Raw genomic sequence first — 22660 nt, forward strand, 5'->3', positions numbered from 1 at the left:
GGAACGGCCCAGAGGGGTGGACGAACGTCCTTGTTCGGGAGTCGGCGACTCCTCATTCAATGCAACTTTCTTGCATCTTGCAGTCTCATTCTTGCATACGCGGACCCCTCGGCCTACCGTGAAGCAACGGGAGTGGCCCGCCACCCCCGCGACCGATGCCCGCCACCACGGTTCCCCATCGGACCGCACAGCGAGCAGCCACCATTCGAAGGAGAACACGGTGCTGATCCGTCGTCATACATTCCTGGCCATGGGCGCCGCCACCCTCGCCGCCTGCGGCGGAGGCTCCACCGAGAAGAAGGGCGCCGATTCCGGCGCGTCCGACGCCGGTGGCGCGGAGGGCGCAGCCCCGGCCGTCCCCAAGAACGCCGACCTCGTCATCTGGGCGGACGAGAAGAAGGCCGCCGCCCTGCAGGAGCCCGCGAAGGCATGGGGCGAGTCCCAGGGCCTCACGGTCGCCGTGCAGACCGTCGCCGACGAGCTGCAGAGCTCTTTCATCACCGCCAACCAGGCCGGCAACGGCCCGGACCTGCTGCTCGGCGCCCACGACTGGATCGGCAACCTCGTGCAGAACGGCGCGGTCTCCCCCGTTCAGCTGCCGGCAGAAGCCAAGAAGGCCCTGGCACCCGTCGGCCTCGACGCCGTCACCTACGACGGCCAGACCTACGGCATGCCGTACGCCGTGGAGTGCATTGCGCTGTTCGCCAACAAGAAGCTCACCGACAAGCCGAGCCCGGCCACGATTGAGGAGCTCGTCGAGGCCGGCAAGGCCGGCGGCGCCGAGACCCCGCTCTCCCTGCCCGTCGGCGAAGAGGGCGATCCCTACGCCATGCACCCGCTGTACACCTCCGCGGGCGGCTACCTGTTCGGAGAGAAGGCCGACGGCGGCCTCAACCCCGAGGACGTCGGCGTCGGCAAGGACGGCTCCGTCTCCGCCGGTGAGAAGATGCAGCAGCTCGGCAAGGAGGGCGTGCTGAAGACCTCCATCACCAACGACAACGCCATCTCGCTGTTCACCGACGGCAAGGCCGCCTACCTGATCTCCGGCCCGTGGGCGCTCGCGGACATCAAGAAGGCGAAGATCGACTTCGAGCTCTCCCCCATTCCCGGCTTCGAAGGCCTGGAGGAGGCCCGCCCGTTCGCCGGCGTGAACGCGTTCTACGTCGCCTCCAAGGGCAAGAACGCCGCGTTCGCCAACCAGTTCGTCAACGCCGTCGCCGCCTCCCCGGACCTGGTGGAGCAGATGTTCGCGAAGAACGAGCTGCCGCCGGTGAACCTCGAGCTGCAGAAAAAGCTCGCTGATAAGCACCCGGAGGTCGTGAAGTTCGCGCAGTTCGCCGAGAAGGCCGAGCCGATGCCGTCGATCCCGCAGATGGCGGCCGTGTGGAAGCCGCTCGGGATCGCCGAGGCCAACATCATCGGCGGCGCCGACCCGAAGTCCTCCATGGAGGGCGCGGGCAAGGCCATCACCGACTCCATCGCGGGCTGATCCCGCCAGGCGGCTGGGGCCCCGCTCGCCTCTGCGCCGGCGGGGCCCCAGCCGCCACCCCTCCCCAACTCCGTCGTCCGAAGCATCGAGGAAGATCCGCGAGATGACCGACACCTCCGCCCCTGCCCACCGGCAGCGCACCACCTCCACCACCGCCCTGGTGGTGAAGATCCTGTTCCTGGGCTCCGTCGCCGCCGCTGCCGTGTGGCTGATCCCGCTGCTGATCGGTCTGAAGGCCTGGCTGTGGCTGACCTTCACCGTGCTGACCGTGGCGGCGATCTTCGCGCTCTACACCACCAAGCGCTTCATCCCCGGCAAGTACATCTTCCCCGGCACGTTCTTCCTGGTGGTCTTCCTGATCACGCCGATCATCCTGACGGTCGGGTACTCGTTCACGAACTACGGGGACGGCTCCCGCGGCACGAAGCAGGAGGCGATCAACTCGATCACCGGCAACTCCGTGCAGCAGGTCGACGGCGCATCCCGCTACACCCTCACCGTCGGCACCAAGGGCGCCGTGGAGGGCCCGTACACGTTCTTCCTCGTGGACCAGAGCACCGGTGAGGCCTTCACCGGCAGCGCCGAGCAGCCGCTCGAACCGGTCGAGGAGGACGCGGTCTCGATCTCCTCGGGCCGCGTCACGGAGGCCGACGGATTCACCCTCCTCAAGCCCCGCGAGGTCAACGACCACTTCCGTGAGATCAGCGACGTCGCAGTCACCGTGGACGACACAACCGCGGTGCGCATCCTCGACGCCGGCACGGCGTTCCAGGGAACGAAGGTGCTCCAGTACGACGAAGCGAAGGACCAGATCGTCAACACCGCCACCGGTGAGGTCTTCACCGTCGGAGAGGTGGGCGGCGAGCAGGCGTTCGTGGATGCCGACGGCAAGCGCGCCTTCTCCCAGTCCTGGCTGCAGGGCGTCGGGTTCGACAACTACTCCCGCCTGTTCACCAACGGCAGCGTGGGCGCCCAGTTCCTCAAGGCGTTCGCATGGACCCTCGTGTTCGCCGCCGGCTCGGTCATCACCACGTTCGCGCTCGGTCTGGCCCTCGCACTCGCCCTCAACGACGAACGGATCCGGGGGCGCCGCCTGTACCGGTCGTTCCTGCTGCTGCCGTACGCGGTGCCGGCCTTCATCGCTCTGCTGATCTGGTCGAACTTCTACAACCAGGACTACGGGCTGATCAACCAGCTCACCGGCCTGCACATCAACTGGCTGGGCGACCCCACCTGGGCGAAGGTCGCGATCCTGCTGACCAACCTGTGGATGGGCTTCCCGTACATGTTCATCGTCTGCACCGGCGCGCTGCAGTCGATCCCGTCGGACGTGAAGGAGGCCGCCCGCATCGACGGCGCCTCCTCGCTGCAGACCACCGTCAAGGTGATCACCCCGCTGCTGCTGGTGTCGATCGCGCCGCTGCTGGTGGCCTCGTTCGCCTTCAACTTCAACAACTTCAACGCCATTGAGCTGCTCACCGGCGGCGGCCCGTTCCCCGACAACGAGTTCACCCGAGGCGGCACCGACATCCTGATCTCGATGGTGTACCGCATCGCCTTCGGCGGTTCCGGAGCGGACTTCGGCTTCGCCTCCGCCGTGTCCGTGGTCCTCTTCGCGATCACCGGTCTGCTGGCGGCGTTCCAGTTCCGGTTCACGAAGTTCCTCGAAGACGTCAACTGACCGGCCGCAGCACAAGGACTGACACCGATGAGCACCTCCATCACCACCCCCACCGACGACCCGGCTCCGCGCAACCGCATGAGCGCGGGCCGCTGGTTCCGCGAGGTCGGCTGGCGCCACCTGGTCGGCATCGCCGCCCTGGTCTTCGCCGCCATCCCGATCCTGTACGTCATCTCCGCATCCCTGAATCCGCTGGGCACCGTGTCCTCCACGAACCTGATTCCGCGGGCGTTCAGCCTCGACCACTTCCGCGAGCTGCTGTCCGGTTCCCGCGGCCCGTTCCTGCGCTGGTACCTCAACACCGCAATCGTGTGCGGCGTGGTGGCCCTCACCCAGGTGAGCCTGTCGGTGCTGGCGAGCTATGCATTCTCCCGCCTGCGCTTCGCGGGCCGGCGCGGCGGCATGCTGGCGCTGCTGCTGATCATGATGTTCCCGGCGATCCTGTCGATGATCGCGATCTACACGATGATCTCCGACCTCGGCGAGGCGATCCCGTTCCTCGGCCTGGACTCCCTGCCCGGCTACATCGTGGTGCTGCTGGGCGGCTCCCTCGGGCAGGTGTGGCTGATCAAGGGCTTCTTCGACACCATCCCCCGGGAACTGGATGAGGCGGCGATCATCGACGGCGCCACCCACTGGCAGACCTTCACCCGCATCCTGCTGCCCACGCTGACCCCGATCCTGGCGACCACGTTCCTGCTGTCGCTGGTCGGCGTGATGAGCGACTTCCTCCTCGGGTCGATCTTCCTCACCAGTGACGAGAACAAGACCCTCGCCGTGGGTCTCTACGGCATGCTCGCCGGTGACCGCTCCAACAACCTGGGCGTGTTCGCCGCCGGCGCGGTGCTGACGATGATCCCGGTGATCGTCCTCTACCAGTTCCTGCAGAAGTACATCGTGGGCGGCTCCACCTCCGGCGCCGTCAAGGGCTGAGCGCACATTGACCGCACCGTTCACCCCCACGGCACCCGGCCTCGACCTGTTCGCCGCTGAGCCGTTCCACGACTCCGGTCCGCTGTGCACCTCCGCGTCCGCCCCGGCGCTCGGCGACACCGTCGAGGTCCGTCTGTGGGTGCCGGACCTGTGGCATGCGAGCGCGGTCGCCCTGCGGCAGGTCCGCGACGGCGAACCCGTCGCCACCGCGCTCGAGCGGGGCCCCGCTGACGGCGCCGGGCACTGGTTCACCGGCGAGGTGCTCGTCCACAACCCGGTCACCCGCTACCGGTTCTGCGTGGTCGGCTCCCAGGACCCGTCGGCCCCCTCCCCGCTGCCGTACGCGTGGGTGACCGCCGCCGGGGTGCGCGACCACGACGTCACCGACGCCGAGGACTTCACCCTCATCGCCCACACCCCCGCTCCCGACTGGGTCGCCGACGCGATCGTCTACCAGATCTTCCCGGACCGCTTCGCCCGCGCCGCCCACTCCCCCACCACAGCCGACGGCCTCCCCGATCTCGACCTGCCCGACTGGGCGGAGCCGATGCGCTGGTCCGATCCCGCCTCGGAGGACGGCCACCGCAACGGCGTCCAGCTGTTCGGCGGTGACCTCGACGGCATCATCGAGCACCTCGACCACATCCAGGGCCTCGGCGCGGACACGGTCTACCTGACGCCGATCTTCCCCGCCGGCTCCGTGCACCGCTACGACGCCTCCGCGTTCGAGCGCGTCGACCCGCTGCTCGGCGGCGACGACGCCCTCGCACGGCTCAGCGCCGCCCTGCACGAGCGCGGCATGCGCCTCATCCTCGACCTCACCACGAACCACACGGGCGATCGGCACGCCTGGTTCCAGGCGGCGCTCGCCGACCCCACCGCCCCGGAGCGGGACTTCTATCTGTTCTCCGGCGACGGCGACGACTACGTCGGCTGGCTCGGCGTCCCCAGCCTGCCGAAGCTCGACCACCGCGCACCCGCGATGCGCCGCGCACTCTATGAGGGCGCCGACTCCGTCACCGCGCACTGGCTCGCCGAGCCGTTCAGCGCCGACGGGTGGCGCATCGACGTGGCGAACATGACCGGCCGCCACGGCGCCCAGGACCTCGCGCACGAGGTGGCCCGCACCATGCGCCGCACCCTCGGCCGGCAGCACTGGCTGATCGCCGAGCACGGCCACGACGCCACGCGCGACCTCGACGGCGACGGCTGGCACGGAACCATGAACTACGCCGGCTTCACCCGCCCCCTCTGGGCGTGGCTCGCCGACCCCGACTCGGACCTCAACTGGCTCGGTCTGCCGATGAGCATCCCCCGCCTGCCAGGCGGCGCAGCCACCCGCACGCTGCGCGGTGTGAACGCCCAGATGCCGTATCCGTCACGGCTGCATTCGCAGAACCTGCTGTCCAGCCACGACACGCCCCGCATCCGCACGGTCACCGGTGACGCCGGCCGCACCCGGGTGGCGCTCGGACTGCTCGCCTGCCTGCCCGGCGTCCCCACCCTGTTCGCCGGCGACGAGCTGGGCCTGCACGGGCTGAACGGCGAGCACTCCCGCACTCCGATGCCGTGGGACCTGATCGACGGCTCCGGGCCCGCGAGCGCCGTCACCGCGATCGACCACGACGCCCTCACCACCGTCCAGCGCTCCTTTGCGGCCCGCGCCGCCTCGCCCGCCCTGCGCCGCGGCGGCATCCGCTGGATCGCGGCCACCGCCGACGCGCTCGTGTTCGTCCGCACTCACCCGGAGGGCAGCGTGCTGATCCATGCGGCCCGCACCGCCCATGACGCGATCGAGGTCCCCACCGATCTGCTGCTGGGGACGGTGCGCGCCCAGAATCCGTCGGCCGCCCTCCTGCACGTGGGCGGAGCCGCCTGGGCCGACGGGGCCGGTGTCCTCCGCCTGAGCGCCGAGGGGCCCGGGCTGAGCGCGCTCCCCCTCACCGACCTGACCTGAACCGACGACCATCCACCCCCCAGAGAAGGAGGACTGCAATGTCGAACAAATGGTGGCGCAGCGCCGTGGTGTACCAGGTGTACCCGCGGTCGTTCGCCGACGGCAACGGCGACGGCATGGGCGACCTGCCCGGCATCACCGCGCGTCTGGAGCACATCCGGGACCTGGGCGCGGACGCGATCTGGCTGTCCCCGTTCTACACCTCGCCGCAGCACGACGCCGGCTATGACGTCGCGGACTTCACCGACGTCGACCCCCGCTTCGGCACCCTCGAGGACGCCGATGCCCTGATCGCCCGGGCCCATGAGCTCGGCATCCGGGTGATCGTGGACATCGTCCCCAACCACTCGTCCTCCGAGCACCCCCTGTTCAGGGCCGCGCTGGACGCGGAGCCCGGCTCCCCGGAGCGCGAGATGTACATCTTCCGCGACGGCAGGGGCGAGCATGGCGAGGAGCCGCCGAACAACTGGCAGTCGATCTTCCACGGCAGCGCCTGGACCCGCGAGGAGAAGCACGGCCAGTGGTACCTGCACCTGTTCGACACCTCCCAGCCGGACTTCAACTGGACCAACCGCGCCGTGCGCGACATGTTCGAAGGCGTTCTGCGGTTCTGGCTGGACCGCGGTGTGGACGGCTTCCGCGTGGACGTCGCCCACGGCATGATCAAGCCGGACGGCCTGCCGGATGAGTCCGAGGAGCACCGTCAGCTCATGGCCGGCGACCCCGACGTGGTCCCCGTCTACTTCGACCAGGACGGGGTCCACGAGATCTACCGCGAGTGGCGCCGTGTGCTCGACGAGTACGAGGGCGACCGCATGATGGTGGCGGAGGCGTGGGTGCCGAAGAACCGTCAGCACCTGTACATCAGGCCCGACGAGATGCACCAGATCTTCAACTTCGGCTTCCTCGGCGCTGGCTGGAGCGTGGACACCATCACCGACGCCATCATGACGCCGCTGACCTTCGCGAAGGAGGTCGGCTCCCCCAGCACCTGGGTGCTGTCCAACCATGACGTGATCCGTCACGCCACCCGGTACGGCTTCGACCACGGCTACCGCTTCGGTGAGGGTCTGTCCCGCGAGGAGAAGCCGGACCTGGAGCTGGGTCTGCGTCGCGCCCGCGGCGCCACCGCCCTTATGCTGGCTCTGCCCGGCTCCGCCTACCTGTACCAGGGCGAGGAGATGGGGCTGCCGGAGGTCGCGGAGATCCCCGACGAGCTGCGCGAGGACCCTGCGCACAAGCGGGCCGGCGTGCCGGGCCGCGACGGCTGCCGTGTGCCGCTGGCGTGGGAGAAGGACTCCCCCGCCTACGGCTTCTCCTCGACGGGGAAGGCGTGGCTGCCGCAGCCGGACGTCTACGGTGAGCGCGCCGCGGATCAGCAGGACGGCGTGGCCGGCTCCACCCTGGAGTTCTACCGCGCCGCGATCGCGCAGCGCCGCGCCCTGGGTCTGGCGACCGGTGACCTGGTGATGAACGAGAGCCCGCATGAGGGCGTGCTCTCGCTCACCAACGCCGGGGTCACGGTCCTGGTGAACACCACGGATCAGGACCATGACCTGCCGGCGGGCGCTGAGGTGCTGCTCGCCTCCCACCCGGACGCGCAGGAGCGTCTGGCGGCGAACAGCACCGTCTGGTTGCGCTGACCACCGCTTGGTAGTCTGCAGTTCATGCGCTCTCACACACCGGCGGAGCCGCGTGATGACTTCGATGTGGTCATCCTCGGCGCGGGCCTGAACTCCCTGAACCTTGCGATCGCCTTCCACGCCCAGTACGGGATGCGCTCCACCTTCGTGATGCGCTCCTCGGTGGCCATGAACGAGAAGACGGTCACAGCGGATGCGGTGACGCTGCCGTTGGGGACCTCCGATGAGGAGTTCGCTGAGGCGCTCGTCGAGCTGGCCCGCAGGCGTCCTGCGGGCCGGCCGGCCCTGCTGCTGACCAACGATGACACGCTGATCGCGTTCATCGACCGCTTCCGGGACCAGCTGGAGCCGCACTACCTGCTTACGCAGATCCCGCGGAGCCTGCTCGATCAGCTGGCGGACAAGGCAGAGTTCGCGGAGATCTGCGCGAGGCTGGACATTCCCACCCCGCCGACTGTGACCGTGGACTTCTCCCGCGCCGGTCAGGAGGGGTGGAACGGGCACGAGGAGCTGCCGTGGCAGTTCCCCGTGGTGGCGAAGCCCGCCCGCACCAGCGACTACGCCCATCTCACCTTCCCCGGGAAGCGCAAGGTGTTCATGCTGGAGTCCGAGCGGGAGCGCCGCGATCTCGTCGAGTCGCTGACGAACGCCGGATTCCGCGGCCGGTTCCTGTTCCAGGAGCTGATCGAGGGCGACGACACTACGCTGCGGTCGATCACGGCCTACCGGTCCACACGCGGCCGCGTCACGCTGCTGTGCGCCGCGCAGGTGCTGTTGGGGGAGCACACGCCGGAGGCGCTGGGCCGTCCTGCGGCGATGATCACCGGGTCGTTCCCGGAGCTGACGGCGCAGGCGGAGCGGTTCCTGGACCATGTGGACTACGTCGGGTTCGCGAACTTCGATCTGAAGGTGGATCCGCGCACCGGCGAGGCGTACTTCCTGGAGATCAACCCGCGCATCGGCCGCAACAACTACTACGTGACCGGAGCGGGCGAGCCCGTGTCGCGCCACATCGTGGCGGACCGCATCGACGGGGTCGACCTCGATCAGGTCGTCGTTGACCGCGAGGTGCTCTATTCGATCGTGCCGCGCCTGTGGGTGCGGCGCTACATCCGTGACCGCCACCTGCGGCGCCGCTTCGACCGCATTGCGCGGCGCGCTCTGCGCAACCCGTTCCGCTACGGCCCGGAGCGCCTGTGGATCAAGGCGTACTCAGTGGTGTCCGGGGCGAACTTCGTGCGCAAGTACCTGCGCGTGTATCCGCGGCCGACGGATTCCGGTTTCTGATCCCGCGCCGCCCTGTGCCACGCTTCTTCTCTCCGATCGAAAGCTTCGTCTGCCATGACCCGTTCCTCCGCCCTTCCGGCTTCGCCTTCGCCGGCTGACCACTCCGACACCGAGCATGTGCAGCTGGTGCTGCTGGGCGGTGACATCGGCGTCTACGCGATCGCGCGCGCGTTCCACGAAGCCTTCGGCACTCACGCCACGGTGATCACACGCAGCGTGGCGGGACCCGTCGCGGACTCCTCGATCCTGCAGGCCCGCGGTCTGGGTGCCGAGGCCGGAGAGGCGGAGCTGCTCGAAGCCGCTCTGGAGACCGGGCGCCTGGCCACCGCGCAGCGGGCGCGGACGGGAGGTCCGAAGCCGTTCCTGCTGGCGAACGCGGACTGGCTGATTGCGCTGATCGTCCGCAACCGGGAAGCGCTGAGTGAGCACTATCTGCTGCCGGTGCTGCCGGAGGACCTGCTGGAGCAGGTGGCGGACAAGGCTGAGTTCGCGAGGCTGTGCGCCGAGGTGGAGATGACCACTCCGACTACGGTGATCGTGGACTTCACCGACGGTGCCCTGCCGGCGGTGCCGGAAGTGGAGCATCTGGGCTGGCCGCTGGTGGCCAAGCCGTCCCGCTCCTCGGCGTACGCGCATGTGAAGTTCCCCGGGAAGCGGAAGGTGTTCGAGATCGCTGACCGCGCGCAGCTGGAGGATCTGGTCCGTCGCCTGCATGAGGCGGGGTTCCGGGACCGCTTCGTGCTGCAGGAGATGATCCCGGGCGATGACACGGCGATGCGGTCGGTGACGGCGTATGTGGATCAGCGCGGGGCGGTCACGCTGATGGGCGGAGCGCATGTGCTGCTGGAGGAGCACACGCCGGGCGCCCTGGGGAATCCGGCGGCGATGATCACGCAGGACATGCCCGAGCTGTTCGCTCAGGCGGAGCGGTTCCTGACGCATGTGGGCTACCGCGGGTACGCGAACTTCGATGTGAAGGTGGATCCGCGCGATGGGCAGCCGAAGTTCTTCGAGGTGAACCCGCGGGTGGGCCGCAACAACGTCTACATGACGGCGGCGGGCGCCAATATTGCGCTGCCGGCTGTGGCGGACCATCTGCAGCAGCGCAGCATCGAGCAGATCCGCCCCACCCGGGAGATCCTCTACTCGATCATCCCGAGAACCCTGCTGTGGCGCTACGTCACGGACCCGTCTCTGCGGTCACGCGCGAAGGCGATCGCGAAGCGTGCCACGGTCCACCCGCTGCTGTACCGTCCCGAGGGCCTGAAGCGCCGCGCCTACGTCGCGGCGGCGATGGCGAACCAGGTGAAGAAGTTCGCCCAGCACTACCGGTCGCCGTCGGCCGACGGCTTCTGACCCCGTCCGGGCCACTCCGGGGAATCTCCGGGGCGTCGCACCGGCGCGCCGCCGACTGCTGCCCGTAGCCTGGCAGGGATGGAACCGAGCCGTGCTGCCGCCGTCCTCAAGTCGGATCAGCTCGCGACTTTCCGACGATGGTCGCGGCCGCGCGGATCAGTGACGATGGGGGCATGAGGATGGAACGACCGCTGAAGGTGCTGATCACCACCGACTGGTACGAGCCCGTGGTGAACGGAGTGGTGGCCAGTGTGCTCACCCTGAAGAAGCAGCTGGAGCTGCTGGGCTGCGATGTCCGCGTCCTCACGCTGTCCGGGTCCGTCCGCTCCACCATCGAGAACGGGGTGTACCGTCTCGGGTCCGTGTCCGCGTCCCTGTTCTACGACCATGCACGCCTGGCGGTCCGCTCGAACCGCAGGATTCGCCGCGAGCTCGAGCAGTGGCGTCCCGATGTCATCCATTCCCAGTGCGAGTTCTCCACGCACCTGTGGGCGAAGCGCCTGGCGAAGAGCCTCCGCATCCCCGTGGTGCACACCTACCACACGATCTACGAGGACTACACGCACTACTATTCGCCCTCGCGCACCATGGGCAAGAAGATGGTGTCCTCCTTCAGCCGCAAGGTGTGCACGGCGATGGACGCCGTCATCGTCCCGACCGGCAAGGTCGCCGATCTGCTGCAGGGCTACGGCATCACCACCCCGATCTCCGTGATCCCCACGGGCCTGGACCTCACGCACTTCCGTCCCGCCGCCACGATTGCGGAGCGGGAGCAGAGCGTGCGCCTGCGCGCTGAGCTCGGCGTCCCCGCCCACCACCGCGTCCTCATCTCCGTGTGCCGCCTGGCGAAGGAGAAGAACGTGGACGAGGTCATCGCGTCCTTCGCCGCGTCCGGTGCAGAGAACACCACTCTCGTGCTCGTGGGCGATGGCCCGTACCGGCCGGAGCTCGAACGCCTTGTGGAGCGCCTGGATGTGCAGGAGTCGGTGCGATTCGCCGGCTTCGTGGCCCCGTCGGCCGTCCCCGAGTACTACCGGATGGCGGACGTCTTCGTCTCCGCCTCCCTCAGTGAGACGCAGGGGCTCACCTACATCGAGGCGCAGGCGTGCGGGCTGCCGCTGCTGTGCCGCGAGGATCCATCCCTGGAGCAGGTCGTCGTCCCCGGCCGGACAGGGTGGACGTTCACCTCGGCCGACGGGTTCCGCCGCGGGCTCGATGCCATCACCTCCAGCTCCGCCGTCATGCGGGCGATGGGTGATGAGGGCGCGTCCCATGCGGCTGCCGTGTTCAGTGCCCGGGCGTTCGGCCTCGCCGTGCTCGGCGTGTACCGCCGGGTGCTGGGCCTGCCGTCGGTGGAGCAGATCGCCGAGGAGATGCTTCTCACCGATCTCATGACCGGGCGCGAGCTCGAGCTGCAGGCCGCCTGACGTGTCGCACGCAGCCGAGACCGCAGCCGGTGGTCCCGCTGAACTGACGCGCGCTCAGCAGAGCGTGAAGGAGCACTCCGCTGCGATCCGGTGGGCCTCGCGCATCCTTCCGCTCATCGGCCTGGCGGTCTGCGCCGGCTTCGTCATCGCCGGGCTGAAGAGCGGGGTGCTGTCCTCGCAGGACGACCTGCGCGCCTTCATCGACTCCCTCGGATTCTGGGGCCCGCTGGTGTTCGGCTTCGCGTCCTTCGCCTCCGTGGTGTTCCCCATCGTGCCCGGCGGCCTCCTCGTGCTCGCAGCCCCCGTGCTGTTCGGGCCGGTCACGGGCACCATCATCAACTGGGTCGCGGTGTGCGCCGGGTCGCTGCTGAACTTCATCATCGCCCGTCACATCGGCCTGGCCCTGATCGAGACGCTGTTCAGCGAGAAGCTGGTGGAGAAGTACCTCGGGTGGACCCGGCACCGGAACTTCGCTCGGGCCTTCGCGATCGCCATCGTGCTCCCCGTCGCCCCCGACGACCTGCTGTGCTATCTCGCCGGCACCACGAAGATGCGGTTCTCCGCGTACGCGATCATCATCCTGTTGGGCAAGATCCCCACCCTGCTCGCCTACGGCCTCGGCATCAGCGCGCTGCTCGCCACGGTCGTCCCCTGGTGACCCGCCCCTGACCGAAGGACCCTCAGTGAAGCCCACAATCCACGCCTTCTCCAAAGCCGATTCCGTTGCCGGCCAGGGAGTGGGCTCCGCCTACCTGGAGCAGGTGCAGCTGATCGAGCGGGAGCTGTCCGACCAGTTCGACATCCTCGGCCGGGCCCGGCTGCGCGGCGGCTTCGGCGACATCAACCACTTCCACTCCATCAACCCGGAGTACTTCGCGGCGATGATCCCGGCGGCGCGGCGCGGCGCAACGGTCGCGCACGTCCACTTCATCCCGGAGACCGTGAACGATTCGATCCGGATGCCGCGGCCTGCCCGCGCCGTGTTCGACCGGTACATGCTCGCGTTCTACCGGCGCGCCCAGCACCTGGTGACCGTGAACCCCTGGTTCATCACGAAGCTCGCCGACGACTACGGCATGGACCCGCAGCGGATCACGTTCATCCCGAACTTCGTCTCCGCGGATGACTTCCACCCCCTCGCGGCGGACGATCCCCGCATTGCCGCGATGCGCACGCGCTTCGGGGTGCCGACGGGCCGGCCCGTGGTGCTGTGCGCGGGCCAGCTGCAGGTCCGCAAGGGCTTCTTCGACTTCCTCGCCGTGGCGCGCGCCCTGCCGCACGTGCAGTTCCTGTGGGCCGGTGATTTCTCCTTCGGCCGCATCACCGCCGGGCACTCGGAGATCACCCGGGCGATGCGCGAGCTGCCAGCGAACGTGAACCTGGTGGGGCTGGTGCCGCGGGGCGAGATGAACGTCCTGTTCAACCTGGCCGACGCCTTCTTCCTGCCGTCCTTCGAGGAACTGTTCCCGATGACGATCCTGGAGGCGATGGCGGCGCACACGCCCGTGGTGGTGCGCGACCTCGTCTACTACGACGGCGTCCTGCACGACTATGCGGCGCGGATCGACGCCGCGCCCGGTGAGATCGACCGGTTCGTTCAGCAGCTGCAGCGCATCCTCGAACCAGGCGCGGTTCGCGATGCCGCCGTGGCGGATGCGCGCCGCGGCGCCGAGTTCTACAACCGCGACTCCGTGGCCCGCCAGTGGCGGGACTTCTACACGGCGCTGCTGCCCGCCTGAGGCGCGGTCCCCGTCGGCCCCGGTGTCATACCCGCGGGCCGCGCTGGCCGCGGTAGAGCACGAGCGCTCCCCCGCGTCGACGCTCCGGCGGACGCTCACCACGGCGGATCGGCGTCACCTCACCGTCGGCGGAGCCGGTGAACACGCGCGACTTCTGCCCCTGCAGGCGCATGATCGCCTCCGCGGCGCGCTCCAACTGGCCCTGCAGCTCCTCCACCTGGCTCTCCAGCTCCATGATCCGCTTGATGCCGGCGAGGTTGATGCCCTCCTCCTGGCTGAGCCGCTGCACTTCGCGCAGCTGGGCGATGTTCCAGGCGGAGTAGCGGCGGCCCCGGCCCCGCGTCCGCTGCGGGGACACGATGCCGAGGCGATCGTAGGTCCGCAGCGTCTGCGGGTGCATGCCGGACAGTTCAGCGGCCACGGAGATGACGAACACTCCCTTGTGCTGATCCAGTCCCTGCGGCATGGTCCGTCACCTCATTCCGCGGCGGCGTCGAACAGGCCGGCGCGGGGGTTCTGCTCCTCCGTCGCCTTCCCGAACAGACGCAGCGCCTTCTCGGCGTCGTCGCTGAGCTCGGTGGGCACGGCGATGCTGAGGGTGACGAGCAGGTCGCCGGTGCCGGACTTCGTGGTGATGCCCTTGCCCTTGGCGCGCAGCACGCGTCCGCTCGGGGTGTTCTGCGGGACGCGCAGCTTCACCGAGCCGCCCTCGAGCAGCGGCACCTCGATGGTGGTGCCGAACACCGCCTCCGGCAGCGTCACCGGCACGGTGACGCGCAGGTTCGAGCCGTCCATCGTGAACAGAGGATGGGCGGCGACGTCCGCGATGATGATGAGGTCACCGCTCTCACCGCCGTAGGGGCTGGGGTGGCCCTTGCCGCGCAGGCGGATCTTCTGGCCGTCCCGCACCCCCGCGGGGATGCGGGTCTTCACGGTGCGGCCGCCGACGGGGATCGAGATCTGCGTGCCGAGCGCGGCATCGCGGAACGACAGGCGCGCCCGCGCCTGCTGGTCCTCGCCCTTCGGCGCCTGCTGACCGTGGCCTCCACCGAATCCGCCGCTGAAGCCTCCGCCGCCGAAGGGGCTGAAGCCTCCCTGCCCGCCGGCCTGGGCGCCACCGAACGCACCGAGGATGTCCTCGATGTTGATGCCGCCGGCCTGCCCACCGCCGGGTCGGCCGCCGCCGGCGAAGGCGGAGAAGATGTCTTCGAAGCCGCCCGCTCCGCCGGCGCCGCCGGGCCCGGATGCGAAGCGGGCTCCGCCGGCTCCCATGGCGCGGATGGCGTCGTACTGCTTGCGCTGTTCAGGATCGTTGAGGATCGAATAGGCCTCGCCGATCTCCTTGAACTTCGCCTCGGTCTGCTTGTCGCCCGGGTTGCGGTCCGGGTGGTACTTCTTGGCGAGCTTGCGGTAGGCCTTCTTGATGTCGGACGCACTGGCGTCCTGCGACACACCGAGGACCTTGTAGAAGTCCTTGCTCAGCCAGTCCTGCTGGGACACTGTGCCTCCTGAAGAGTGGAAAGTCGTGGAATGGGAAGCGGGCGGCGGGAATCCGGTGGGACTCCCGCCGCCCGCTCCTGTGGGGACTCGGGGCTCAGCCCTGAGTTCCGACGCGTGCGGGTCGCAGCACGCGCTCGTTCATCCGGTAGCCCGGCTGCATGACGACCTTCAGCGTGGTGCTCTCAGCACCCTCCTGATCCTCATGCATGAGTGCCTCGTGCATCTGCGGGTCGAACTCCTCGCCCTCCTTGCCGAACCGCTGCAGACCGTGCTGGGCCAGTGCGGACTCGAGCTTGGCGGCGATGGAGGCGAACGGCGTGCCCTCCGGGAGATCACCGTGCTGGCGGGCCAGCTCGATGTCGTCCATGACGCCGAGGACGGAGTTCAGCACGTTCGCCACGGCGTTCTGCTTGGACACCTCGGCGTTCTGCTGGATGCGGCGGCGCGAGTTGACGTACTCGGCCTGTTCGCGCTTCAGCTCCTCCTCCAGTTCGGCGACGCGTTCGCGCAGCTGGTCCGCTTCTGCGACGGACGACTCGTAGAGCCGCCCCGCCTCGGCGGAGAGGTCGTCGACCTCGCCGTCGCCGGCAGCGCCCTGCTCGTCGGCGGCGTCCGGCTGGGCGGTGGGGGCCTCGGCGGCACCGTCCTGCGGGGCAGTGGAGGTGCCGTCCGAGGTCACCTTGCGCTTGTCAGTGAAGCTGAAGGGCGCGTCCTGGCGCTCGGGCTCGTCGCCTGCGCGCTGGTCGTCCTGCTGGCTCACTTGTTCTCCTCGTCCTCATCGTCGACGATCTCGGCGTCCACGACGTCCTCATCGGAGGACTCGCCTGCGGCATCGGCACCGGCAGCGCCCTCGGCGCCGTCGGCCGCCTGGGCCTGGCTGTAGATCGCGGTGCCCACGGCCTGCAGAGCCTCGTTCAGCTTCGTCTGCGCGGCCTCGAGCTCGTCAGCCTTGGCGTCCTCCTTGGCGAGGACCTCCTTGGCCTCCTTGATCGCGTCCTCAGCGGCGGTCTTGTCCGCATCGGAGACCTTGTCGCCGTTGTCCTTGAGCAGCTTCTCGCCCTGGTAGGCGGTCTGCTCGAGGCCGTTGCGGGCGTCGGCGGTCTTGCGGCGCTCGGCGTCCTCCGCGGCGTGTGCCTCGGCGTCCTTCACCATGCGGTCGATCTCCTCATCGGAGAGGCCGGAGCCGCCGGTGATCTGGATGGACTGCTCGTTGCCCGTGCCGCGGTCCTTGGCGGTCACGTGGACGATGCCGTTGGAGTCGATGTCGAAGGTGACTTCGATCTGCGGCATGCCGCGCGGCGCCGGTGCGATGCCGGTCAGCTCGAAGGTGCCGAGCAGCTTGTTGTCGCGGGTGAACTGGCGCTCGCCCTGGAACACCTGGATGGCCACGGACGGCTGGTTGTCCTCAGCGGTGGAGAACACCTCGGAGGTCTTCGTCGGGATCGCGGAGTTGCGCTCGATGAGCTTGGTCATCACACCGCCCTTGGTCTCGATGCCGAGGGACAGCGGGGTGACGTCCATGAGCAGGACGTCCTTGCGGTCGCCCTTGATGACGCCGGCCTGCAGGGCTGCGCCCATCGCCACGACCTCATCGGGGTTGACGCCCTTGTTCGGCTCCTTGCCGCCGGTGAGCTCCTTGACGACCTCGGTCACGGCCGGCATGCGGGTGGAGCCGCCGACCAGGACCACGTGGTCGATATCGGAGACGGACACGCCGGCGTCCTTGATGACCTGGTGGAACGGTGCCTTGGTGCGGTCGAGCAGGTCCGAGGTCATGTCCTCGAACTGTGCGCGGGAGAGGGTCTCGTCCAGGTGGACGGGGCCGTTCTCACTCATCGACACGTACTGCAGGGAGATGTTGGTCGAGGAGGAGGAGCTCAGCTCCTTCTTCGCCTGCTCCGCTGCTTCCTTCAGGCGCTGCAGGGCGATGCGGTCCTTGGAGAGGTCCACACCCTCCTTGTTCTTCACCTGCTGGGTCAGCCAGTCGACGATCTTCTGGTCCCAGTCGTCGCCGCCGAGGCGGTTGTCACCGGCGGTGGCGACCACCTGGATGGCGGAGCCGTCCTCGTCCTTGGAGATCTCGAGGAGGGAGACGTCGAAGGTGCCGCCGCCGAGGTCGAACACGAGGATGCGCTCGTCGTCCTTGCCCTTCTCGAGGCCGTAGGTGAGGGCCGCGGCCGTGGGCTCGTTGATGATGCGCAGAACGTTCAGGCCGGCGATCTGACCGGCGTCCTTCGTGGCCTGGCGCTCGGAGTCGTTGAAGTACGCGGGGACGGTGATGACCGCGTCGGTCACCTGGTCACCGAGGTAGGACTCGGCGTCGCGCTTGAGCTTGCCGAGGATGCGCGCGGAGATCTCCTGCGCGGTGTACTTCTTGTCGTCGACCTCCGTGCTCCAGTCGGTGCCCATGTGGCGCTTCACAGAGGCGATGGTGCGGTCCACGTTGGTGACCGCCTGGCGCTTGGCCAGCTCGCCGACGAGGACTTCGCCCTGCTTGGAGAACGCGACCACCGACGGGGTGGTGCGGGCGCCTTCGGCGTTCGCGATGACCTGGGGCTCGCCGCCCTCGAGGACTGCGACGCAGGAGTTCGTGGTTCCGAGGTCGATACCAACAACACGTGACATAAGTTCTGATCCTTCTTCCTGCCGGACCTGCCGGCCATTGAGTCACTGCGGCTCAAGAACAGTCCCAGTCAAACGACCCGCTTCTCGGGTTGTCAATCAGCGTGGCACTGAAGTTGAGTTCACTAGGCTCAACCTTCGCCGATCGGCTTTCATTCCCGGCCCGATCCGACTGTGTCAGCGATCACAGGGCCGGCGCTTCCGAGCGCCGATCGCGAACACGACCACCCCGACCGCGATCAGCAGCAGCGCCGCGATGATCGAGGTCAGCGGCAGGAACACGACCAGCAGAACGCACCCCACCAGCCCGATCGCCGGAATCGCCTTCGTGCCCGCCGCCTCCCGCTTCGTCAGCGTCAGCGCTGACGCATTCGCCACCGCGTAGTACAGCAGCACTCCGAATGAGGAGAACCCGATCGCGTGGCGCAGATCCGCCACCAGCAGCGCTGCGCACACCACGACGCCCACCGCGATCTCCGCGCGGTGGGGCACCCCGAAGCGCGGATGCACCGCCGCCAGCGCGCCCGGCAGGCGGCCGTCGCGGGCCATGGCGAACGCGGTGCGGGAGATCCCGAGGATCAGGCCCAGCAGGGAGCCGACGGATCCCACCACCATCGCCGCCGCCATCACCCACACCAGCCAGGTGCCTCCGAGTGCCCGCGCCGCATCGACCAGCGGCGCCGGCGACTGCGCGAGGGGCTCCGCCCCCAGCGCCCGCAGCACCGTCACCGCAACCAGGGCGTACACGAGAAGTGCGATCCCCAGCGCCGTGATGATGGCCCGCGGGATCGTCGACTCCGGTTCGCGGACCTCCTCGCCGAGCGTCGCAATGCGCGCGTACCCGGCGAACGCGAAGAACAGCAGACCGGCCGCACCGAGGATCCCGACGACGCCGCCTGCGCCCTCAGGAGCGTCGGAGCCGAGGGACAGCAGGGCCCCGTCGGCCCCGCCCCCGCCGAGCGCCGCCAGCAGCCCGGCGGCGACCAGCGCCGCAAGCGCCGCCAGCACGCCGGCCACGATGGCACGGGTCAGCAGGGCGGACTTCTGCACGCCCCGCGTGTTCAGAACCGTCAGCGCGATGACCGCCGCGGCCGCGATGGGCCGGGCGGCATCGGGAGCGATGGCCGAGCCGATGGTGAGGGCCATCGCGGCGGCCGAGGCGCTCTTGCCGATGAGGAAGCACCAGCCGGCGAGGAAGCCGGGCAGTGCTCCGAGCCGCTCAGTGCCGTACACGTAGGCGCCGCCCGCACGCGGGTGGAGCGCGGCGAGGCGCGCTGTTGAGGTGGCATTGGCGTAGGCGATGACGGCCGCGATCGCCAGCGCGATCAGCAGGCCGCTCCCGGCGCTGGCGGCGGCCGGAGCGAGCGCGGCGAAGATCCCCGCACCGATCATGGAGCCGAGGCCGATGGTGACGGCGTCGACCATGCCGAGGCGCCGCCGAAGATCAGAGGATTCCACGGCCGCCATCACGGCACCGCCGGGTGGGCGCTCGGCTTCTCCAGGATCAGCTGCTGCTCTCCCTCCGCCGCGGTCCTCCTGCCCGTGTCCACGTATCCGCAGCGCTGGTACAGCGCGGCGGCGCTCAGGTTGTCCGCGGCGACCTGCAGGCGGATCGCACCGGCGGCGGCGAGCTCGGCCTCCGCAGCGATCGCGGCCTCCGCAGCGGCGAGCAGCTGCGTGCCGATGCCGCGGCCCTGGTGCGCCGCCAGCACCTCCAGGTGGCGGAGGAGCGGCACCGCCCCCGCGGTCACGATCTCCACCATGCCGACGGGTCCCGGGTCGTGCGCCACGAGGACGCGGGAGCGCCCGGCGTCCTGCAGCAGAATCCAGTACGGGGCCGCCTCGGCCCAGTCGGGGTGCGCGGCGGCGAACGGGAGGAGGGTGTCGATGCTCAGCGGAGCGATGGTGACGGGGCTGATCAGCACAGTGTGATCCTACGTGGACGGGGATGGCTGAGTCGCACGGTTCCGTGGGAGCGTGGCGGGATGTTCACCCCCTCGCCGTCTCTGGCCCGCCTGGGCATCTCCGCTCAGTTCCTCACCAACGGGGCGCTGCTCGCCTCGCTGATGCCGCGCCTGCCGGAGGTGAAGGACCGCTTCGCGCTGGATGACCACGCGTTCGGGTTCGTCGTCATCGCCACCGCGATCGGTGCGCTGATCGCCGCGCCGGCGGCTGGAGCGGTGATCCGCCGGGCCGGCGCGCTGCCCACGATGGTCGCCGGCTCGATCCTGGTGGGCGGCCTGGTCACTGCTGCGGCGGGCGCGCCGACGGCCGCGCTGTTCGTCCTCGCCATGATGGCCGCTGGCGCCGCCGACGCCGTCGTCGACACGGCGCAGAACCTGCAGGGCCTCGCCGTGCAGCGCTGGAAGGGGTCCACCATTCTCGGCTCCCTGCACGCCGCCTGGTCCATCGGCGCCGCTGCGGGCGGCGCGATCGGCACCTGGGCGGCCGCCGCCTCCGTCCCCCTGCTGGTGCACATGGGCATCAACTCGTGCATCTGGGTGCTCGTGGTGGTGGCGGCCGCGGCCGCAGCCCGCACCCCTGAGCGCTTCGTGCGCGACGCCGACGCCGAGGACGCGCCGGCCGGTGCCGCATCGACGCGCCGTCCTGCGGGGCCCGCGGTGATCACCCTGCTGGCCCTGTCGCTGCTGGCGATCGCCGGGACGATGGTGGAGGACGTCGCGAACAACTGGTCCGCACTGTTCACCGGCCGCGAACTCGGCGCCTCCCCCGGCGTCGCCGGACTCGCCTTCACCCTGACGCTCACCGCGCAGGTGGTGGGGCGCTTCGCGACCGATCCGATCAGCAGCCGATTCGGCATGCATGCGGCTGCCGTCGGTGGCGGCGTGCTGATCGCCGCGGGCGGTGCGACCGCTGCGCTCGCCTCGGCCCCGGTCGTCGGCATCGCCGGATTCATGCTGATGGGGCTGGGATGCGGCCCGCTCGTGCCGGCTGCGCTCGCCGGCGCCGACGCGATCCCCGGCCTCCGGCACGGCACCGGTGTCGCGGTGCTGTCGTGGTCGATGCGGATCGGGATGCTCGCGACGTCGCCGATCATCGGCCTGGTGTCGGTGTCGGCGGGTCTGAGGATCGGTCTGCTGGTCACCGTCGTGGGCGGCCTCGTGGGTGCGGCGGTCGCGTTCCACCAGGGCCGACGGGTGCGCCTCAGCTGAGCGGCTCCTCCTCCCGGCGGGCGGCCGGTCCGGCGAGCGCGGCGGCCGCCACCAGCAGTCCGGCCGCGCCGAGCACGACGGCCGGCGCCACCAGTGGCCCCAGAGCGCGGTCGAGCAGCGGCATGTACAGCATCGTCAGGGATGGCAGCACGATCGACGCCGAATAGGCGGTGCCGTAGCCGCGGGAGCGGACCGCTGCGGAGAACGATTCGGAGATGTAGGCGCCCATCGGGCCGTACACCGGGACCGTCACCATCTGCAGCAGGACCACCGGCGCCAGCGCCGCGCCCAGCGTGCCCGTGCCCATTGCCCACATCCACACGGCCGGTGCCAGCACCGCCGAACCGACGCCCCACAGCGTCAGGAAGCGGCGGCGCCCCAGCAGTGTGGACGCATGACCCGCGACCGCCATCACCGCAGCTTGCGCGATGGAAGCGGCGAGCATGATCAGTGCGGTGTCATCCGCGTCGAGTCCGGGCCCGTCCGATGCACTGAGCCGGCCGACGATGACGATGACGGTCATCTGGGTCATCAGCCACAGTCCGGTCATGAGGGCGAAGAGCTGCCAGAAGGGCTTCGCCCACCGGCCCGCCACGACGTCCCACAGCCGCGTCCGCGCCGCTGCCTCAGCCGATGTCGACGCCGCGGCGTCCACCACATGGCGCCGGTAGAAGATCAGCATGCCGACGCTGAGCGCGGAGGCGATCAGGAAGATGATCCGCCACCCCCACTGGGCGTAGGCATCCGGTCCCAGGCCCTGCAGGGCGAGGGCGGTGAACGCCGCGATCCCGGCCTGGGCCAGCGGCGCCATCGCCATGATGAGGCCCGAGTTCAGGCCGCGTCGGCGCGGCGCGGACCATTCCATCGCCAGTGGGATCGCGGCGCTGTACTCGCCGGCGATGGCGATGCCGAGCAGGAAGCGCAGCGCGATCAGCGCGACCAGTGTCCCCACCCCGAGGGTGGCGTGTCCGGGCACGAGGGCGATCAGCAGCGAGCAGAGCGCGGTGCCGCCGATCGCGATCTGGGTGGTGGCGGTGCGGGAGACGCGGTCGGCGATGCTGCCGAACACGGCGGCGCCGACGGGGCGGCCGATCAGTGTGGCGGCCATGACGAGCGCGGCGGCGAGCTCGATGCGGTCCGACCCAATCAGGGTGGGCAGCGCCGGGGCGAGCGCCACCACCGGCACGAAGATGTGCAGCTGGTCGATGAGGTTGCCGACGATGCCGCCGGCGACGGCCCGCCTCGCCCGACCGGATGCGCCCACCGGTGCTGTCCCCACCGGGGCGGTTGCCGCGCTCACGCGCCGAAGGCGGTGCGCACCTGAGCGGTGATGCGCTCGCGCACCTCATCGTTCACCTCGAGGACGGCGAAGGAAGTGGGCCACATCGCGCCGTCGTCGAGCTGGGCGCCGTCGTTGAAGCCGAGCGTGCAGTAGCGGGTGCCGAACTTCGAGGCGGGCTGCACGAACGCGATCACGGGCCCGTCGAGGTGGTAGGCGGGGAACCCGTACCAGGTCTTGGCGCGCACGTCCTCGACCTCGGCGAACACGATCTCGTGGACGGCTTCGGCGATGGCGCGGTCGCTCTCCGGCAGGGCGGCGATCGCGTCGGTGCAGGCGGTCAGCTCCGCGGCGCGCTTCGCCGCGGCCCTCCCCGCGCGGGTCCCGCCCTTCTTCGCGGCGGCCGCAAAAGCCTTCCGCTCGGCGGCTGCTTGCGTCATGGCTGCGCGCTCGGCGGCGCTGAACGTTTCGTCCGTCATGCTCCCAGCGTACTGACAGCTACAACCATCGGATGACCGGGCATCTTCGGGTCGCTCCCAGCGATTGATGCCGCAGGGAACCGCCGCGGCGGATG

Annotated in this window: 19 protein-coding genes; 11 read left to right on the plus strand and 8 right to left on the minus strand. The window is 69.6% G+C overall.

Annotation, left to right across the window (positions count from 1 at the left end):
- Positions 1 to 118 precede the first annotated feature (118 nt).
- The 10 genes from FHX50_RS04905 to FHX50_RS04950 all read left to right on the plus strand — a co-directional run bounded on the left by FHX50_RS04905 (position 119) and on the right by FHX50_RS04950 (position 13512).
- Positions 119 to 1489, plus strand: coding sequence for a sugar ABC transporter substrate-binding protein (locus tag FHX50_RS04905; RefSeq protein ID WP_343064042.1), 1371 nt, complete (start codon positions 119 to 121; stop codon positions 1487 to 1489).
- Positions 1490 to 1592: 103 nt separating this feature from the next.
- Positions 1593 to 3170 carry an ABC transporter permease subunit gene (locus FHX50_RS04910; RefSeq protein ID WP_183374961.1) on the plus strand — a complete coding sequence of 526 codons (1578 nt, stop codon included), beginning with the start codon at positions 1593 to 1595 and terminating at the stop codon, positions 3168 to 3170.
- A gap of 27 nt (positions 3171 to 3197) precedes the next feature.
- Entirely contained in the window at positions 3198 to 4103 is a 906-nt protein-coding gene (locus FHX50_RS04915) for a sugar ABC transporter permease (RefSeq protein WP_183374964.1), read from the plus strand.
- A gap of 7 nt (positions 4104 to 4110) precedes the next feature.
- Positions 4111 to 6060, plus strand: coding sequence for a glycoside hydrolase family 13 protein (locus FHX50_RS04920; protein ID WP_183374965.1), 1950 nt, complete (start codon positions 4111 to 4113; stop codon positions 6058 to 6060).
- A gap of 38 nt (positions 6061 to 6098) precedes the next feature.
- On the plus strand, positions 6099 to 7703 hold the full coding sequence (locus FHX50_RS04925) for a glycoside hydrolase family 13 protein (protein ID WP_183374967.1): 1605 nt from the start codon (positions 6099 to 6101) through the stop codon (positions 7701 to 7703).
- A 24-nt stretch (positions 7704 to 7727) separates the two neighbouring features.
- The gene (locus tag FHX50_RS04930; RefSeq protein ID WP_183374969.1) at positions 7728 to 8990 is read left to right on the plus strand and encodes a carboxylate--amine ligase; all 1263 of its coding nucleotides are present in this window, start codon (positions 7728 to 7730) and stop codon (positions 8988 to 8990) included.
- A 54-nt stretch (positions 8991 to 9044) separates the two neighbouring features.
- Complete coding sequence (locus tag FHX50_RS04935) at positions 9045 to 10346, plus strand: carboxylate--amine ligase (protein ID WP_183374971.1); 1302 nt, start codon at positions 9045 to 9047, stop codon at positions 10344 to 10346.
- A gap of 173 nt (positions 10347 to 10519) precedes the next feature.
- Complete coding sequence (locus FHX50_RS04940) at positions 10520 to 11773, plus strand: glycosyltransferase family 4 protein (RefSeq protein ID WP_183374973.1); 1254 nt, start codon at positions 10520 to 10522, stop codon at positions 11771 to 11773.
- Between the two features lies 1 nt (position 11774).
- On the plus strand, positions 11775 to 12431 hold the full coding sequence (locus FHX50_RS04945; protein WP_183374975.1) for a TVP38/TMEM64 family protein: 657 nt from the start codon (positions 11775 to 11777) through the stop codon (positions 12429 to 12431).
- Between the two features lie 25 nt (positions 12432 to 12456).
- Entirely contained in the window at positions 12457 to 13512 is a 1056-nt protein-coding gene (locus tag FHX50_RS04950; protein WP_183374977.1) for a glycosyltransferase family 4 protein, read from the plus strand.
- Positions 13513 to 13537: 25 nt separating this feature from the next.
- On the opposite strand, the gene FHX50_RS04955 is transcribed toward FHX50_RS04950, so the two are convergent.
- The 6 genes from FHX50_RS04955 to FHX50_RS04980 all read right to left on the minus strand — a co-directional run bounded on the left by FHX50_RS04955 (position 13538) and on the right by FHX50_RS04980 (position 19559).
- Entirely contained in the window at positions 13538 to 13978 is a 441-nt protein-coding gene (locus FHX50_RS04955) for a heat shock protein transcriptional repressor HspR (protein WP_183374979.1), read from the minus strand.
- Between the two features lie 11 nt (positions 13979 to 13989).
- Positions 13990 to 15012, minus strand: coding sequence for a DnaJ C-terminal domain-containing protein (locus FHX50_RS04960; RefSeq protein ID WP_183374981.1), 1023 nt, complete (start codon positions 15010 to 15012; stop codon positions 13990 to 13992).
- 94 nt (positions 15013 to 15106) lie between these two features.
- On the minus strand, positions 15107 to 15772 hold the full coding sequence (gene grpE / locus FHX50_RS04965; RefSeq protein WP_343064043.1) for a nucleotide exchange factor GrpE: 666 nt from the start codon (positions 15770 to 15772) through the stop codon (positions 15107 to 15109).
- Positions 15769 to 17637: a molecular chaperone DnaK gene (dnaK, locus tag FHX50_RS04970; protein WP_183374984.1), complete on the minus strand. Its 1869-nt coding sequence runs from the start codon at positions 17635 to 17637 to the stop codon at positions 15769 to 15771. Before dnaK ends, grpE begins: the two co-directional genes overlap by 4 nt.
- Positions 17638 to 17811: 174 nt before the next feature.
- The gene (locus FHX50_RS04975) at positions 17812 to 19101 is read right to left on the minus strand and encodes an APC family permease (protein WP_183374986.1); all 1290 of its coding nucleotides are present in this window, start codon (positions 19099 to 19101) and stop codon (positions 17812 to 17814) included.
- Complete coding sequence (locus FHX50_RS04980) at positions 19101 to 19559, minus strand: GNAT family N-acetyltransferase (protein ID WP_183374988.1); 459 nt, start codon at positions 19557 to 19559, stop codon at positions 19101 to 19103. Before FHX50_RS04980 ends, FHX50_RS04975 begins: the two co-directional genes overlap by 1 nt.
- 60 nt (positions 19560 to 19619) lie before the next feature.
- Between FHX50_RS04980 and FHX50_RS04985 the strand changes: the two genes are divergently transcribed.
- Entirely contained in the window at positions 19620 to 20807 is a 1188-nt protein-coding gene (locus FHX50_RS04985; protein ID WP_183374990.1) for an MFS transporter, read from the plus strand.
- Here the strand turns inward: FHX50_RS04985 and FHX50_RS04990 are convergent.
- Both FHX50_RS04990 and FHX50_RS04995 read right to left on the minus strand, forming a co-directional pair.
- Positions 20800 to 22107, minus strand: a complete 1308-nt coding sequence (locus tag FHX50_RS04990; RefSeq protein WP_183374992.1) for an MFS transporter — start codon at positions 22105 to 22107, stop codon at positions 20800 to 20802. The two genes, FHX50_RS04985 and FHX50_RS04990, sit on opposite strands and share 8 nt — an antisense overlap.
- Positions 22104 to 22565, minus strand: coding sequence for a DUF1801 domain-containing protein (locus FHX50_RS04995; protein ID WP_183374994.1), 462 nt, complete (start codon positions 22563 to 22565; stop codon positions 22104 to 22106). Before FHX50_RS04995 ends, FHX50_RS04990 begins: the two co-directional genes overlap by 4 nt.
- Positions 22566 to 22660 lie beyond the last annotated feature (95 nt).

The sequence above is a fragment of the Helcobacillus massiliensis genome (assembly GCF_014191425.1).
Classification (GTDB): domain Bacteria; phylum Actinomycetota; class Actinomycetes; order Actinomycetales; family Dermabacteraceae; genus Helcobacillus; species Helcobacillus massiliensis.

What these genes read in the sequence shown, in the direction of transcription:
- FHX50_RS04910 (WP_183374961.1), top strand. Translation starts at nt 1,593, where the DNA reads ATGACCGACACCTCCGCCCCTGCCCACCGGCAGCGCACCACCTCCACC.
- FHX50_RS04915 (WP_183374964.1), top strand. Translation starts at nt 3,198, where the DNA reads ATGAGCACCTCCATCACCACCCCCACCGACGACCCGGCTCCGCGCAAC.
- FHX50_RS04925 (WP_183374967.1), top strand. Translation starts at nt 6,099, where the DNA reads ATGTCGAACAAATGGTGGCGCAGCGCCGTGGTGTACCAGGTGTACCCG.
- FHX50_RS04930 (WP_183374969.1), top strand. Translation starts at nt 7,728, where the DNA reads ATGCGCTCTCACACACCGGCGGAGCCGCGTGATGACTTCGATGTGGTC.
- FHX50_RS04935 (WP_183374971.1), top strand. Translation starts at nt 9,045, where the DNA reads ATGACCCGTTCCTCCGCCCTTCCGGCTTCGCCTTCGCCGGCTGACCAC.
- FHX50_RS04940 (WP_183374973.1), top strand. Translation starts at nt 10,520, where the DNA reads ATGAGGATGGAACGACCGCTGAAGGTGCTGATCACCACCGACTGGTAC.
- FHX50_RS04955 (WP_183374979.1), bottom strand. Translation starts at nt 13,978, where the DNA reads ATGCCGCAGGGACTGGATCAGCACAAGGGAGTGTTCGTCATCTCCGTG.
- dnaK (WP_183374984.1), bottom strand. Translation starts at nt 17,637, where the DNA reads ATGTCACGTGTTGTTGGTATCGACCTCGGAACCACGAACTCCTGCGTC.
- FHX50_RS04975 (WP_183374986.1), bottom strand. Translation starts at nt 19,101, where the DNA reads ATGGCGGCCGTGGAATCCTCTGATCTTCGGCGGCGCCTCGGCATGGTC.
- FHX50_RS04985 (WP_183374990.1), top strand. Translation starts at nt 19,620, where the DNA reads ATGTTCACCCCCTCGCCGTCTCTGGCCCGCCTGGGCATCTCCGCTCAG.
- FHX50_RS04995 (WP_183374994.1), bottom strand. Translation starts at nt 22,565, where the DNA reads ATGACGGACGAAACGTTCAGCGCCGCCGAGCGCGCAGCCATGACGCAA.